Source organism: Planotetraspora kaengkrachanensis, assembly GCF_016862895.1.
Lineage (GTDB): Bacteria > Actinomycetota > Actinomycetes > Streptosporangiales > Streptosporangiaceae > Planotetraspora > Planotetraspora kaengkrachanensis.
The window spans coordinates 40,813-55,652 of the sequence record NZ_BONV01000028.1; the positions used below are offsets into that span (position 1 = coordinate 40,813).

Genomic DNA, 14,840 nt, shown 5'->3' on the forward strand with positions numbered 1-14,840 from the left:
GCTCGGTGTCATGGCACTGCAGAGCTTGCAGATCACGGCGATGACGGCGATGCGGGCACGGGACGTCTCACGCCCGACCGAGGAACAGCAGGAGGCCGCCGACCGGCAGCCCCTGCGTGACGAGACCCCCCGGCGGGACACCCGCCGGAACAGGGAGCCGAACGGCACCGCCGGTCCGGGCCGCGGCGCGACCTGAACCGGCGGGGCGGAACCTGGGCCCTACGGCAGCGGCGGCAGCACGCCTGTCGCCTCGAACCTGGCGAGCTCGTCGATGCGCCGGGCGTGCCTCTCCTGGCCCGAGAACGGCGTCGCCAGGAAGATCTCGACGAAGCGCACGGCGTCCGCGAGGGGATGCATCCGCGCGCCCACGCTGATCACGTTGGCGTCGTTGTGCTCCCGGCCGAGCCGCGCGGTGTCGTCGTTCCACGCCAGGGCCGCCCGGATGCCGGGCACCTTGTTGGCGGCGATCTGCTCGCCGTTGCCCGAGCCGCCGATCACGATGCCCAGGCTGCCGGGCTCGTCCGCGACCCCGCGCGCGGCGCGCAGGATGAAGGGCGGGTAGTCGTCCTCGGGGTCGAAGACGAAGGGCCCGCAGTCCTCCACCTCGTGGCCCTGGTCCTTGAGCCAGGCGACCAGGTGATTCTTGAGTTCGAAGCCGGCATGGTCGGAGCCGATGTAGACACGCACAGGCCAAGTTTCGCAGGTTCGCCCGGGCGACACGACCGGGGGCTGCATTACAGTAAGAGACGTGACCCTATCTGGGTCCTTACATAAACCCCCACGCGCGAACGCAGGGGGGCGGCGGAGCAGGCAGGAGCCTCATGCACGAGATCCGTTACGTGGGCGATCCGGTCCTGCGCACCCCCGCGGAGCCGGTGAAGGACTTCGACCGGGAGTTGCGCCGCCTCATCGACGAGATGTTCTCCGTGATGTACGCGGCCGACGGCGTGGGGCTGGCCGGCCCCCAGATCGGCGTTCCGAAGCGGCTGTTCGTCTACGACATCAGCAACCGCAAGGGCCACGTGATCAACCCCGAGCTGACCATCGACGACGCAGAAGAGGTCGTCGAGGAAGAGGGCTGCCTGTCGATCCCCGGCAAGCAGTCCGGCAAGCCGCTCTACGCGCCGACCGCCCGGGCCGCCGGTGCGACGATCCGCGGGCTCGACAGGCTCGGCCGCCCCGTGCAGGTGAAGGCCCGCGGGATGCTGGCGCGCTGTTTCCAGCACGAGTTCGACCACCTCGACGGCACCCTGTACGTCGACAGACTGGCCAAGGACGAGCGCAGGAAGATCCTCCTGCAGGCCCCCTAGCGAACCGTCGTCACAGGTGGAGGGCCTTGACCTCCAGGTACTCCTCCAGGCCGAACTCGCCGAGCTCCCTGCCGACGCCTGACTGCTTGTAACCGCCGAAGGGCGCCAGCGGGTTGAACCGGCCGCCGTTGACGTGCACCTGACCGGTACGCAGGCGCCGCGCCACGGCCACCGCCTTGTCCTCGTTGCCCGCCCACACCGCGCCCGCCAGTCCGTACGGCGTGCCGTTGGCGATCGAGACGGCCTCGTCCTCCGTGGCGAAGGGCACGACGGCGAGGACCGGCCCGAAGATCTCCTCCTGCTCGATCGACATGCCGGGCGAGACACCGGCGAAGATCGTCGGCTCGACGTAATAACCCTGGTCGTGAGGGTTGTCCGTGCCGCCGAGCACGAGCCGGGCGCCTTCCTCCTGGCCCAGGTTGATGTAGCGGATCACCCGCTCACGCTGTGCGGCGGACACGAGCGGCCCCATCCGCGTGCCCTCGGCGAGGGGGTCACCCGGCGCGTACCCGCGGGCGATGTCGACGGCGAGCCGGACGGCGTCGTCGTACTGGTCCCAGTGGACGAGCATGCGGCTCCACGCGGAGCACGTCTGCCCGGCGTTGATGAAGGCGTTGGCGACGCCCGCCTTGACGGCGGTCTCCATGTCGGCGTCGGGCAGGATCACGTTCGCCGACTTCCCGCCCAGTTCGAGGGCGACCCGCTTGACCGTCGTGGCGGCGAGCGCGGCCACGCGCCTGCCCGCCCGGGTCGAGCCGGTGAACGAGACCATGTCGACGCCGGGGTGGGAGGCGATGGCCTCGCCGACGATCTGCCCGTTGCCGCTCACCAGGTTGAAGACGCCCGGCGGCAGGCCGACCTCGTGGAAGATCTCGGTCAGGGCGTAGGCGGCGAGGGGCGCCACCTCGCTCGGCTTGAGCACCACCGTGCAGCCGGCCGCGAGCGCGGGGGCGATCTTGCAGATCACCTGGTGGAGCGGGTAGTTCCACGGGGTGATCGCGCCGACGACGCCGACGGGCTCCCTGACGACCCGCGAGTTGCCCACCTGCCCGGCGTCGAAGGCGTAGCGCTCGGCGAGGTCGGCGTAGGAGGCCAGCACACCGGCGGGCATCAGCGTCTGCACCTTGAGCGCGAAGCCGAACGGCGAGCCCATGTCCGCCGCGATCGTCGCGGCGACGTCCTTGGCGCGCTCCTCCAGCAGCCCCGCGGCGGCGGACAGGAACTTCGCGCGCTCGGCGGGAGCCGTGCCGGACCAGGCGGGGAAGGCCGCGCGGGCCGCGCTCACCGCCGCGTCGACGTCACCCGGCCACCCGGCGGGGACCGTGTCGATGACCTCTTCCGTCGCCGGATTGACGACGTCGATGCCCTCGCCCGAAGCCGATGGAACCCAGGCTCCATTCACATAAAGGTGACGCATGAACCTCATCCTTGCGCGGCGGCCGTCATATCGCGAGGGGTCGGGACGCGCATGCAGGCTGTGTTTCACCACAGGCGCGGACCCTTGTGCCAAGTGTTACTCCACAAGGTCCACTTCCGCCAGTCAGGTGAACACGGGGTTTCTTGTCCGGGACCGCTTCAGTTCGAAGAAGCCGTCGGTTCCCGAGACGAGCAGGACGCCGTCCCACAGCCGGCCCGCCGCCTCGCCGCGCGGGATGGGCGAGACCACCGGCCCGAAGAACGCCGCGCCCTGCACCGCGATGACGGGAGTCCCGACGTCCTCGCCGACCAGCCCGATGCCCTCCGCGTGCGAGGCGCGGATCGCCTCGTCGTGCTCGTCGGAGTCGAGGGCGTCGGCGAGGCCGCGGTCGAGCCCGGCGGCGGCGAGCGCCTCCTCGATCGTCTCGCGGTCGCGCGACCTGCCCTCGTCGTGGAAACGGGTGCCGAGTGCGGTGTAGAGATCGCCGAGTACCTGGTCGCCGTGCTTGTGCGCGGCCGCCGCGAGCACGCGGACCGGGCCGAGGGTCTTCTTGGAGCGCTCGCGGTACTCCGGGTCGACGGCCTTGTCCACGTCCTCGTTGAGCACGGCCAGGCTCATGATGTGCCAGTGCACCTCGACGGGGCGGACCTTCTCCACCTCGAGGATCCACCGTGAGGTGATCCACGCCCAGGGGCACGAGGGGTCGAACCAGAAATCGGCGCGCGTTCGCTCGGACACTGTGCCACCCTCTCATCAACCAGAATGTCGTTCCACTGACTGGGTCAACCCGGCTTCGGCCTCCTGATATTCCAGGTAGGGGACATCTTGAATCCCGGGTTGTCAGCGTGGCATGGCAGGATTCAGGCAACCCTCTCGCGACGGGGCGTAGGGGATCGGGGCGATGTGGTTCACAAGGAGCAGGTGTGGCAGGCAATCTGACGCGTGAAGAGGCCCGGGAGCGAGCCCGGCTGCTGGCGGTCCAGTCGTACGAGGTCGCGCTCGACCTCACAGAGGGGGAGGAGCGGTTCGAGAGCATCACGACCGTCCACTTCACCTCCAGCCGGCCGGGGGCCGACACCTTCATCGACCTGCACGGGGCGCATCTTCGCAAGGTCGTGCTGAACGGCGTGGCGCTCGACCCCGCGACCTACGACGAGGAGAAGGGGCGGATCCCGCTGCCCGGCCTCGCCGAGCACAACGAGTTGCGCATCGACGCCGACGCGTCCTACATGCGCACCGGCGAGGGGCTCCACCGTTTCGTGGACCCGGTCGACCAGCAGGTCTACCTGCACAGCCAGTTCGAGACGGCGGACGCGCACCGGATGTACGCGTGCTTCGACCAGCCCGACCTCAAGGCCACCTTCGAGCTGACCGTGCTCGCCCCGGGCGACTGGGAGGTCGTGTCCAACGCCGCCCCCGACTCGGTCGACCTGCTCGAGGAGCACCACGGCAGGCACGGCACCCTGCAGGCCGCCCGCCGCTGGCACTTCCCGCCGACGCCGGTCATGTCGACCTACATCACGGCGCTGATCGCGGGGCCGTACGCCGTGGTCCGCGACGAGCACGACGGCATCCCGCTCGGCGTCTACGTGCGGCGCTCGCTCGCCGAGCACCTCGACGCGGACAACATCTTCGAGGTCACCAAGCAGGGCTTCGACTTCTTCCACCGGGTCTTCGGGCTGCGCTACCCGTTCGGGAAGTACGACCAGCTCTTCGTGCCGGAGTTCAACGCGGGCGCCATGGAGAACGCGGGCGCCGTGACGTTCCTCGAGGACTACGTCTTCCGCTCGCGGGTGACCGACGCCGTCGTCGAGCGCCGCGCGGAGACGATCTTGCACGAGATGGCCCACATGTGGTTCGGCGACCTGGTCACCATGCGCTGGTGGGACGACCTGTGGCTGAACGAGTCGTTCGCCACCTACATGTCGGTGTTGTGCCAGGCCGAGGCCACCCGCTGGGGCCAGGGCGCGTGGACGACGTTCGCGAACGTCGAGAAGGCGTGGGCGTACCGGCAGGACCAGCTGCCCTCCACGCACCCGATCGCGGCGGACATCCCCGACATGCACGCCGTCGAGGTCAACTTCGACGGCATCACCTACGCCAAGGGCGCCTCCGTCCTCAAGCAGCTCGTGGCCTACGTGGGGCTGGAGAACTTCCTCGCCGGCGTCCGCGACTACTTCAACGAGCATGCGTGGGGCAACACCACCCTGCAGGACCTGCTGTCCGCTCTGGAGCGGACGTCGGGCCGCGACCTGTCGTCCTGGTCGAAGGAGTGGCTGGAGACCTCCTGGGTCAACACGCTGCGCCCGTCGTTCACCACCGACGACGAGGGCCGCTTCCTGACCTTCGACGTGCTCCAGGAGGCGCCGCAGGAGCACCCGACGCTGCGCTCGCACCGGGTGGCGGTCGGCCTCTACTCGCTGGACGGCGGCGTCCTGACCCGCACGCGGCGGGTCGAGCTCGACGTCGTCGGCGCCCGCACGCCGGTCGCCGAGCTCGTCGGCGAGGTCCAGCCCGACCTCGTGCTCGTCAACGACGACGACCTCACCTACGCGAAGGTCCGGCTCGACCCCCGGTCGCTGGCCACGCTGGTGAACGGCGGCATCGCCGCGTTCCAGGAGTCGCTCCCCCGCGCGCTGTGCTGGTCGGCCGCCTGGGACATGACCCGCGACGCGGAGATGGCCACGCGTGACTACGTCGCGCTGGTGATCTCCGGCATCGACTCCGTGCGGGACATCACGGTCGTGCAGGCCGTGCTCCGCCAGGCGCGTCTCGCGGTCCAGCAGTACGCCGACCCCGCGTGGCGGGCCACCGGCCTCGCCCAGCTGGCCGGCGCGCTGCGGAACCTTATCGGCGCCGCTGAGCCGGGCTCGGACCACCAGCTCGCCTACGTCAACGCCTTCGTCGCGGTCGCGACGTCGGCCGACGACCTGGCCTTCGTGCGCGGCATCCTCGACGGCACCGAGGTGCCCGAGGGGCTGGCCGTCGACACCGACCTGCGCTGGACGCTGACCCACGCCCTGGTCTCCGGCGCGGTGCTCGGCGCGGCCGACATCGACGCCGAGCTCGCCCGGGACGCCACGGCCACCGGCGAGCGCTCCGCCGCGCTCAGCCGGGCCTCGATCCCCACCCCCGAGGCCAAGGCCGAGACGTGGGCCGCCATCACCGGCGGCCGGCTGAGCGGCGCCGTGCTCCGCTCGACGATCCTCGGGTTCATGGACCCCAACCACGTCGAACTGCTCGAGCCGTACGGTGCCGGGTTCATGGACGAGGTCGAGCGCATCTGGTCGGAGTGGACCTTCGACTCGGCGCAGAACTTCGTCGTCGGCTGCTACCCGGCTCTGCTGATCAGCCCGGGCACGGTGACCAAGACCCACGACCACATCGCCGCCGCGCAGTCTCCGAACGCGCTGCGCCGGCTGTTGCTGGAAGGTGCGGACGGCGTCGGCCGGGCCCTGAGGGCCAGGGAGCGGGACGCCGCCGCCGGGTGACACACCCGATTCACTCCCGAACGACGTCGAAGGCCACGGTTTCGCACCGTGGCCTTCGGCGTGAAAGCCCCGCGCAAGCCGGATGCAAGCTCCACACGATGACATAGCGATCGTTTACAGCACAGAAGTTCCCGGTCTACCGTCCCTTCAGGAGGCCTCCCATGATCACCTTGATCGTCGTCGTCGCCATCGTGGCCGTACTGGCCGTGATGATCGTTTCTCATTACAACCGCTTGGTCCGCAGCCGCAACGCCGTGGACAACGCCTGGGCGCAGATCGACGTGCAGCTCAAGCGCCGCTATGACCTGATCCCCAACCTTGTCGAGACCGTGAAGGGCTACGCGGCCCATGAGCGGCAGACCATCGAGGCCGTGACCGCCGCGCGGACGATGGCCATCAACGCCCAGGGCCCGGCCGACCGGGCCGCGGCGGAGAACGCGCTCTCGGGCGCGCTGAAGAGCCTGTTCGCGGTCGCGGAGGCCTATCCCGACCTCAAGGCCAGCCACAACTTCGCCGAACTCCAGGAGGAGCTGGCGACCACGGAGAACCGGATCGCCTACTCGCGGCAGTACTACAACGACGCGGTCCTGAGCTACAACAACGCCATCCAGACCGTCCCCGCCAACATCGTCGCGGGCATGACCGGATTCTCCGAGCGGGTGTACTTCCAGGTCCCCGGCGAGGAACTCGGCTCGGTCCAGGTGCGGTTCTAGGTCCAGGTGCGGTTCCAGTCATGATCCTGTGGATCGCCGCAGCCGCGGCCGTCGGCCTGTGGCTGCTGCTTCTGCTCGCGTTCGCCACGGCGACGCGCACCCCGGAGGCCAAGGCCGCGCCGGCCACCGGGGCCCTGGGCGAGGAGTCCCCCGCCATCGTCGACCTGCTCACCGGAGACTGGCGGCTGACCAGCGAGGCCGCCTCCGCCACGGTGCTCGACCTCGCCGCGAAGGGCGCGCTCGCCATCGAGGAGATCGGCCCGGAGCTCTCGCTCGTACGGCTCCGCCGCGACCCCGGCGACCTCAACGCCTACGAGAGGCTCGTCTACGAACACGTCCGCTCGCTCGCCGTCGACGGCGTCGTCGCGACCGGCGCCCTCGCCGAGGGCTCGCGCGACATCTCCCGCTGGTGGAAGAGCTTCCGCAAGAAGGTGATCGTCGAGGCCCGCGCACAGGGTCTGTCCCGCCCCCGCTGGAACAGGGCGCAGGCCGCGATCCTCACCACGACGGCGGTCGCGGTCGCCGTGCTGGTCGGGATCGTGACGGAGATCTCAGGCATCGGGGGCGACGTCCGCGACGAGGAGAGCAGTCCCGGTTTCGCGGTGGGGTTCTTCTGCTTCCTCGTGCTCGCCGGCCTGATGAGCAAGCTCAACGGCGAGCGCGGCACCAAGCGCGGCGCCGAGCTCGCGGGCCGATGGCTCGGCGTGCGGGAGCATCTGGCCGCCACCGGCCGCTTCGGCGAGCAGCCCGCCGCGTCCGTCACGATCTGGGGCCGGCACCTCGCCTACGCCGCGGCTCTCGGCCTCGCGCCCCGCGCCGTGACGAGCCTGCCGATCACCACGCCCGCCGACGACAGCAGGGCCTGGTCCGACTACGGCGGCATGTGGCACCCCGTCCAGGTGCACTACCGCTCACGCCGGTTCTGGGGCCGCAAACCGCTGACGATGATCGGCCACGGCCTGCTCGCGGGGATGATGATCGGGGTCTGGGTGTTCATCCTCCTGCTCGTCGCCACGAGTTTCGACTACTGGCCGGAGTCGCTCCTCACGCCAACGCCGATACTGGTCGGCGGGGCCATCGCCGCACTGCCGATCATCTACACGATCATCGACTACTCGGGGAACACCGTCATCCAGGGGCAGATCGTCCGGCTGCGGAAGTTCGGGGAGTCGAGCGGCGACAGCCCTTCGAACCCCTCGTACTACTGCGCCATCGACGAGGGCCGTTCCCGGGAGGTGCTCGCCTACGGCCTCGCCTCCGAGCTGTACGGGCCTCTCAACGAGGGGGACCTCGTCAGAGCCGTCGCCGGCAGGAGGATGGGCTGGATCAGGAAGATCGAGGTCCTCGAACCCGCCCGTGCCCGCGGCACCGCCTACAACGACACCGGCGAGCACCTGGTCAACGCACCCGAGCACCTCGGCCAGGTCAAGATCTTCGAGCGGTCCGCGCGGTCCGGCGCGTCCGCCGCTCCCGAGGTCCGCGAGGGCGACGTCCGGCCGGCCGACCTGGTGACGCCGGCCGACCTCAAGAGCGTGTTGAGCATCGACGTCGGGCCGGCCGGACCGTACGACGACACCCCTCTCGCCCCCGCCTGGTTCCACGTCAACTCGTGCCGCTACACGGGCTCGGGCTGGACGGTCGACGTCCACGCCGCGGCAGGCAAGCGCTCCCGCTACCTGATGGTCCTCGGGCACATGCTGACCCGGGCCGAGGGCAAGCCCGTCCCCGGAGTGGGGAGGCAGGCGATGCTCTACCCCGGCGTCGTGTCGGCCACGACCGACAAGGGCACCTTCACCATCGCCGTGTCGACGCCCGACGGGCCGCCGCCGCCGGACCCGATGATCGCCCTGGCTCGGGCCGCGGTCACCCGGCTCGGCCCGTCCTGAGGAGCCGCCGGTGAACTCGGCGCGTGACCTGCTGGTCGCTTTGGCACAGCGGTACTCCTTCGGCGACGTCGGGGCCCTCGCCCCGGCCGTGCTGAAGGACCCGGAGACGGCGGCCCTGGTGACCTCGGTCTGCGAGTTCGGCCGTCTGCTGCTGACCCTGGACGCCGAGGACTTCACCGCCGACGTCGACCCGCGGGCCGTGCCGGCCGACCTGCGCCGGCGCGCGAGCGACTGTCACATGCCTCAGACGCCGAAGGAGCAGCCGCGCGGGGCGCTGGAATCCATGCGCCCCGCGTACGCGCTGCTCCTCGAGGTGATCGAGGTCCGCTGGGCCCGTCGCGAGCTCAGCGCCATGATCGCGGCCGTACACATCGCGGGTGAGTATCTGCCGCTGCTGGCGTTCGAGCCCGCCCTCGGCCACGGAGGCGACCCCGCCCGGTGGCCGGAGGCCCTGAACGGCCCGGAAAGCCGGTTCGGGGTGATCGGCGACCGGGCGTGCCGGCACACCAAGGCCGAGCAGTCGGCCGCGGAGCGGACACTCCGCGTGGCGGTCGAGCCGGGGACCGGCTGGCGTGCGTATCTCGACCGGCAGCACAGCCAGGTGGCCGGCGCCCTCGCGACCTGCGCGGCCCGGTGCAGGAACCCCTGCTCCGCCCTGTCCTGGGTGCCCGACCTCGAGGATCTGACGCTCCGGTGCCGGGTGGCGCTCGCCTTCGCCCAGAGCCCGCTCGTGCGGTTCCGCCACGCCGCGCCCGTCGGCCACGGGTTCGGCGTCCCCTCCGCCGAGGAGGTCCTGGACGCGTGGGGGCGCAGCCGTACGGCTCTGGACAAGGATCCCGTCGGGCACCGGGCCATGACGGACGACGGATTCCCGCTGCCCGGGCTGCCCAGCCTCATCTCGGCCGTCGCCGGCTCCCCAGTGGTCCCGGGGAGCCTGCTGGCCGACGTGTCGGACCACCTCGTGAGCCTGCTGCGGCGATGACCGGGCGTACGGCCGCCCGGTCACCGAACCGTCACCAGACCGGAGGCCGCCGGTCGCCCCAGAAGCCGCCGACGGACGCCTCGACCTGGGCGGACAGCGAGATGAGCGTGCCTTCGTCGCCGAAGCGCCCTCCGAGCATGACTCCGACGGGCAGGCCGTCCGGCGTCCAGTAGAGCGGGAGGTTGACGGCCGGCTGACCGCTGACGTTGTACATCGCGGCGAAGGGGGCGAAACCCTTCATCCGCTCGAAGGTCTCCTCCGGGGAGTCGACGTCCTCGAACCAGCCCACCGGCACGGGCAGCCGGGTGACCGTCGGTGTCAGCACGGCGTCGTACTGGTCGGTGATCAGCGACGCGAACCTGGTGGCCAGTTGCAGCGCCGACTGCGCCTGGAGGAAGACCGGCGCGGGGACGGCGTTGCCGCGCTCCCGCAGCCACGCGGTGAGCGGGCGCAGCTTCGGTTCCAACTCCGTGGAGACCGGATGCATGCAGGCGAAGCTGAACCACAGCTTCTCGAACTCCGGCACCATCTCCTCGCCGAACGGCGGGGCGATCTCCACGACCTCGTGACCGAGCGCCTCGAGCACGGCCGAGGCGCTCTCGTAGGCCGCGAGCACCTCGGGTTCCACCTGCGCGCCGGGAACCGCGGGAGTGGCGTAGCGGGCGATCCGCAGGCGGCCGGGGTCCCTGCCCACGTAGGCGGAGAACGACCCCAGCGCCGGCGGCGGCGCCCAGTAGAGGTCGCCGGGGTTGTTGTGGGTCATCGCGTCGAGCAGGGCCGCGGCGTCGGCCACGTTCCTGGTGATCGGCCCGTTGGTGGACAACCCCGCGAGGTCGGGGACGATCGGCGCGTACGAGATCCGGCCCCGCGTCGGCTTGATGCCGTACAGGCCGCACAGTGACGCGGGGATCCGGATGGAGCCCGCGCCGTCGCTGCCCTGGGCGGCGGGGGCGAGGCCGGCCGCGACGGCCGCCGCCGCTCCCCCGCTCGATCCGCCCGCGGATCTCGACAGGTCCCACGGCGTGCGCGCGGGCTCGCCCACGTAGGTCTCCGTGTAGCAGGGCAGCCCGAACTCCGGCGTGCTGGTCTTGCCCAGCATGATCGTGCCCGCGTCCCTGAGCCGCTCGACCACGCTGTCGTCGACCGGCGCGACGAACCCGTCGTACGTCGCCGAGCCGAAGTGGAGCGGCACGTCCTTCACGAAGTTGAGGTCCTTGATGGGCACCGGGACCCCGAGCAGGGGCGGCAGGTCGGCGGCGTCCCCGGCCGCGATCCGCGCCTCCTGCTCGCGTGCCTGGTCGAGCGCCCGGTCGGCGGTCAGGGTGACGAACGCGCCCACGGCGCGGTCGAGCCGTCCGGCGCGCTCCAGATAGTGTTCGGTGATCTCTACGGGGGACAGTTCCCGCGTTCGTACGGCTGCCGCCTGCTCGAGGGCGGTAAGATCATGAATGTGCGCCACGCTACTGAACGGTAGGCCGAAGAGGCCAAGATATCTAGAGAAGATACCCGGCTTGGACGGCCGCGAATCAGCGCAAGCAGGCCACAAAAGTATGAACCATCCAACACTAGGCACCCGCCGACGCCTCAACTACGGTGAGTGATGTGGATACCGGTCTAGCGCCAGAAGACGGTCACGATACGTCACCCATCTGGGTCAGTGACCACACGTCGGAGCGTGCCCCGACAGCACCTGACGCTCCAGCGTCTACCTACGCGCCCGTCGAGCGCGCGTCCGTCAAGAGCCTGCTTCAGCATCCCCGTTACCGCCACCTGCGTCTGCGTGTGCTGATCGCGGCGGGTGCCGGCCTCGTCACGGGCGTTCTGCTGGCGAGCTGGCGGATCGGCGTAACCGTCGCGATCCTCGCGGCCGTGGCCGACACCGTCTACCGGGCCAGAACGGTCTCCTCGATCCCCGCGTGGAGGCGTGCCTCCGCGGCGGAGCGGCGCACGGAGGGCCAGCTCAAGAAGCTGGAGCGGAGCGGCTACCGGACCCTGCACGCACGCGCCATCCCGGGCAGCGAGGCCCAGATCGACCATCTGGTCGTCGGCCCCACGGGCGTGTACGCGGTGGACTCCGAGAAATGGGACCGGAGGCTCCCGGTCCGGGTGCAGTCGCATCGCAAGCTCTTCCACGGGCCGTTCAATCGCAAGCCGAGGCTCGACGAGGCCCGGTGGGAGGCCACCCAGGCCAGCGACCTGATCAGCAAGGCGCTCGGCCGGGAGGTCACGGTCGTCCCGTCGCTCGCGATCTACGGCCCGGCGATCCCGTGGCGGATCCTCAACATCCGCGAGGTCGACGTCTTCTCCGGCAGCTTGGTCCGCAAGTGGATCACCAAGCGGGAGCGGTCGCTCACCACGGCGGAGGTCGAGTCGATCTACCGGGCCGCCGACCGGGTCCTCCCGCCGCGCTATCCCGAGTAGTGGACCAGGGGTCTCAGCAGTCGGGCGGGAGCCGTACCATTTGAAGACTCATAGTCTTCTGATGGGAGTCAGGCCATGCCCGCCCTCAGGTCTCGTACGGTCACACACGGCAGGAACATGGCCGGTGCCCGGGCGCTGCTCCGGGCGACGGGCGTAGCGGGCGGCGACTTCGGCAAACCGATCATCGCGGTGGCCAACAGCTTCACCCAGTTCGTCCCCGGCCATGTGCACCTGCGCGAGGTGGGCGACGTGGTGGCCGCGGCGGTCCGCGAGGCCGGCGCCATCCCGCGCGAGTTCAACACGATCGCGGTCGACGACGGCATCGCGATGGGCCACGGCGGCATGCTCTACTCGCTGCCGTCCCGCGAGCTGATCGCGGACGCGGTCGAGTACATGGTCAACGCGCACTGTGCGGACGCCCTGATCTGCATCTCGAACTGCGACAAGATCACGCCGGGCATGTTGCTCGCCGCCTTCCGGCTGAACATCCCGACGGTCTTCGTCTCCGGCGGGCCCATGGAGGCCGGCAAGACCCCCGGCCGCAAGCTCGACCTGATCGACCCGATGATCGCCGCTGCCGACGACAGCGTGTCCGACGCCGAGCTGCTGGAGATGGAGGAGAACGCCTGCCCGACCTGCGGGTCCTGCAGCGGGATGTTCACCGCCAACTCGATGAACTGCCTCACCGAGGCGATCGGGCTGGCCCTGCCCGGCAACGGGACCACGCTGGCCACCCACACCGCCCGCAAGGCGCTGTTCGAGAAGGCCGGGCGCACGGTGGTCGAGATCACCAAGCGCTACTACGAGCAGGACGACGAGTCGGTCCTGCCGAGGAACATCGCCACCCACGACGCGTTCGAGAACGCCATGGCCCTCGACGTGGCGATGGGCGGCTCGACCAACACGATCCTCCACCTGCTGGCGGCCGCCAGGGAGGCGGGGGTCGACTTCGGCCTCAAGGAGATCAACGAGGTCTCGCTGCGCGTGCCGTGCCTGTGCAAGGTCGCGCCGGCCACCGCGAAGTACCACGTCGAGGACGTGCACCGGGCGGGCGGCATCCCCGGGATCCTCGGCGAGCTCGACCGGGCCGGGCTCCTGCAGCGCGGCGTGCACAGCATCCACTCCGCCACCCTCGGCGACCACCTGTCCCAGTGGGACCCCAAGTCGCCCGAGGTCACCGACGAGGCGATGGAGTTGTGGCACGCGGCGCCCGGCAACGTCCGCACGGTGAAGGCATACTCGCAGGACGCCCGCTGGGACTCCCTCGACCTCGACCGGGCCGACGGCTGCATCCGCGACGCGGAGCACGCCTACACCCGTGACGGCGGCCTGGCCGTGCTGTACGGCAATATCGCCCCTGATGGCGCCATCGTGAAGACGGCCGGCGTCGACGAGTCGATCTGGCGGTTCTCCGGCCCCGCCGTCGTGTTCGAGTCCCAGGAGGATGCCGTCGACGGCATCCTGGGCGGCAGGGTCAAGGCCGGCGACGTGGTCGTCATCCGCTACGAGGGGCCCAAGGGCGGCCCCGGCATGCAGGAGATGCTCTACCCGACGAGCTTCCTCAAGGGCAAGGGCCTCGGCAAGGCGTGCGCCCTGGTCACGGACGGCCGGTTCTCCGGCGGGACGTCCGGCCTGTCCATCGGCCACGCCTCCCCCGAGGCGGCCGAGGGCGGCCTGATCGCCCTGGTGGAGGACGGCGACACCATCGAGATCGACATTCCGGCCCGCTCCATGGAGCTGAAGGTGGCCGACGACGTGCTCGACGGACGCAGGGAGAAGCTGCTGGCCGACCTCGGCGGCTACCGCCCGCGCGACAGGAACCGTCCGGTCTCGGTGGCGCTGCAGGCGTACGCGGCCATGACGACCTCGGCCTCCACCGGAGCCTCCCGAGACCTCTCGCAGCTGTCCCGCTGACGAAGGATCGTCTCGCCGGCCGCACACCGGCCGGCGAGACGGCTCCGTGGACGGGAGAGACAGTTCGCCGTCGGGCCTGTCTGATGCTCTTCCGGGGTGCGAAACCCCTGCAGATTGCGATAGTTCGTTCGGAAAAATGTCGGTGCCGGACGTTATCGTCAAGGTATGGCCAACGTCACAAGGCACCCGGCACCGCTGACGACCGCTGAACTCGCCGCCCTGGCCCTGTCCCTCGCACATCTGGGGGCCGGGCCGCAGTCCGTGACCGCCCGTCGCGGGCTCCGTCACGCGTTCGAACACCTCGACCTGGACGACGACGTCATCGCGACCACCCTGTCGACCCTCACCACGCCGCTGCCGCCCGACGTCGCCCGGCGCGCCAGGGCCGTGGCGAACGCGATCACCGCACGGCTGGTGATCCGCCTGCAGTACCTCGACGCCGGCGGCCGGCTCACCGTCCGCGACGTCGAGCCGGTGACCTGCCTGGTCCACCGTGATCACTGGTACCTGGTGGGCTGGTGCCGGATGCGCCGGGGGATCCGCGCCTTCCGCTTCGACCGGATCGTCTCGGTCGAGCCGACGGACGTGCCGGCCCGGCCGCATCTGGCCGAGCGCTATCTGCCCTTCCAGCGCCGCGCCGCGGCCTGAGGGCCGGCGAAGGCCGAACCGCCACGGCCCGGCCGCGGCATCAGGCCAGGCAAGGCCA

General features: G+C 70.5%; 13 protein-coding genes. 9 read left to right on the forward strand and 4 right to left on the reverse strand.

Features of this window, described 5'->3' with window-relative positions; translation table 11 throughout:
- Positions 1 to 10: 10 nt before the first annotated feature.
- Positions 11 to 196, forward strand: a complete 186-nt coding sequence (locus Pka01_RS26175; RefSeq protein ID WP_203885538.1) for a hypothetical protein — start codon at positions 11 to 13, stop codon at positions 194 to 196.
- A 23-nt stretch (positions 197 to 219) separates the two neighbouring features.
- Here Pka01_RS26175 and Pka01_RS26180 read toward each other — a convergent pair whose 3' ends face one another.
- The gene (locus tag Pka01_RS26180; RefSeq protein WP_203885539.1) at positions 220 to 687 is read right to left on the reverse strand and encodes a ribose-5-phosphate isomerase; all 468 of its coding nucleotides are present in this window, start codon (positions 685 to 687) and stop codon (positions 220 to 222) included.
- 134 nt (positions 688 to 821) lie between these two features.
- On the opposite strand from Pka01_RS26180, the gene def reads away from it, so the two are divergent.
- The gene (gene def / locus Pka01_RS26185) at positions 822 to 1,310 is read left to right on the forward strand and encodes a peptide deformylase (protein ID WP_203885540.1); all 489 of its coding nucleotides are present in this window, start codon (positions 822 to 824) and stop codon (positions 1,308 to 1,310) included.
- Between the two features lie 10 nt (positions 1,311 to 1,320).
- On the opposite strand, the gene Pka01_RS26190 is transcribed toward def, so the two are convergent.
- Positions 1,321 to 2,727, reverse strand: a complete 1,407-nt coding sequence (locus Pka01_RS26190) for an aldehyde dehydrogenase family protein (protein WP_203885541.1) — start codon at positions 2,725 to 2,727, stop codon at positions 1,321 to 1,323.
- 123 nt (positions 2,728 to 2,850) lie between these two features.
- Positions 2,851 to 3,465: a DsbA family oxidoreductase gene (locus Pka01_RS26195; RefSeq protein WP_203885542.1), complete on the reverse strand. Its 615-nt coding sequence runs from the start codon at positions 3,463 to 3,465 to the stop codon at positions 2,851 to 2,853.
- A gap of 185 nt (positions 3,466 to 3,650) precedes the next feature.
- Between Pka01_RS26195 and pepN the strand changes: the two genes are divergently transcribed.
- The 4 genes from pepN to Pka01_RS26215 all read left to right on the forward strand — a co-directional run bounded on the left by pepN (position 3,651) and on the right by Pka01_RS26215 (position 9,799).
- Positions 3,651 to 6,218: an aminopeptidase N gene (pepN, locus tag Pka01_RS26200; protein WP_203885543.1), complete on the forward strand. Its 2,568-nt coding sequence runs from the start codon at positions 3,651 to 3,653 to the stop codon at positions 6,216 to 6,218.
- Positions 6,219 to 6,379: 161 nt separating this feature from the next.
- The gene (locus tag Pka01_RS26205) at positions 6,380 to 6,931 is read left to right on the forward strand and encodes a LemA family protein (RefSeq protein ID WP_203885544.1); all 552 of its coding nucleotides are present in this window, start codon (positions 6,380 to 6,382) and stop codon (positions 6,929 to 6,931) included.
- A gap of 20 nt (positions 6,932 to 6,951) precedes the next feature.
- Positions 6,952 to 8,817 (forward strand): DUF2207 family protein, encoded by a 1,866-nt coding sequence (locus Pka01_RS26210; protein WP_203885545.1) that lies wholly within the window; start codon positions 6,952 to 6,954, stop codon positions 8,815 to 8,817.
- A 10-nt stretch (positions 8,818 to 8,827) separates the two neighbouring features.
- Positions 8,828 to 9,799: a hypothetical protein gene (locus Pka01_RS26215; protein WP_203885546.1), complete on the forward strand. Its 972-nt coding sequence runs from the start codon at positions 8,828 to 8,830 to the stop codon at positions 9,797 to 9,799.
- A 31-nt stretch (positions 9,800 to 9,830) separates the two neighbouring features.
- Here the strand turns inward: Pka01_RS26215 and Pka01_RS26220 are convergent, their stop codons facing one another.
- Complete coding sequence (locus tag Pka01_RS26220) at positions 9,831 to 11,258, reverse strand: amidase (protein ID WP_203885547.1); 1,428 nt, start codon at positions 11,256 to 11,258, stop codon at positions 9,831 to 9,833.
- 323 nt (positions 11,259 to 11,581) lie between these two features.
- Here Pka01_RS26220 and Pka01_RS26225 point away from each other — a divergent pair, with 323 nt between their 5' ends.
- The 3 genes from Pka01_RS26225 (at position 11,582) to Pka01_RS26235 (ending at position 14,782) form a co-directional block, all read left to right on the forward strand.
- Positions 11,582 to 12,220: a nuclease-related domain-containing protein gene (locus tag Pka01_RS26225; protein WP_239115308.1), complete on the forward strand. Its 639-nt coding sequence runs from the start codon at positions 11,582 to 11,584 to the stop codon at positions 12,218 to 12,220.
- A 75-nt stretch (positions 12,221 to 12,295) separates the two neighbouring features.
- Entirely contained in the window at positions 12,296 to 14,134 is a 1,839-nt protein-coding gene (gene ilvD / locus Pka01_RS26230) for a dihydroxy-acid dehydratase (RefSeq protein ID WP_203885549.1), read from the forward strand.
- Positions 14,135 to 14,299: 165 nt separating this feature from the next.
- Complete coding sequence (locus Pka01_RS26235) at positions 14,300 to 14,782, forward strand: helix-turn-helix transcriptional regulator (RefSeq protein ID WP_203885550.1); 483 nt, start codon at positions 14,300 to 14,302, stop codon at positions 14,780 to 14,782.
- Positions 14,783 to 14,840: the final 58 nt, after the last annotated feature.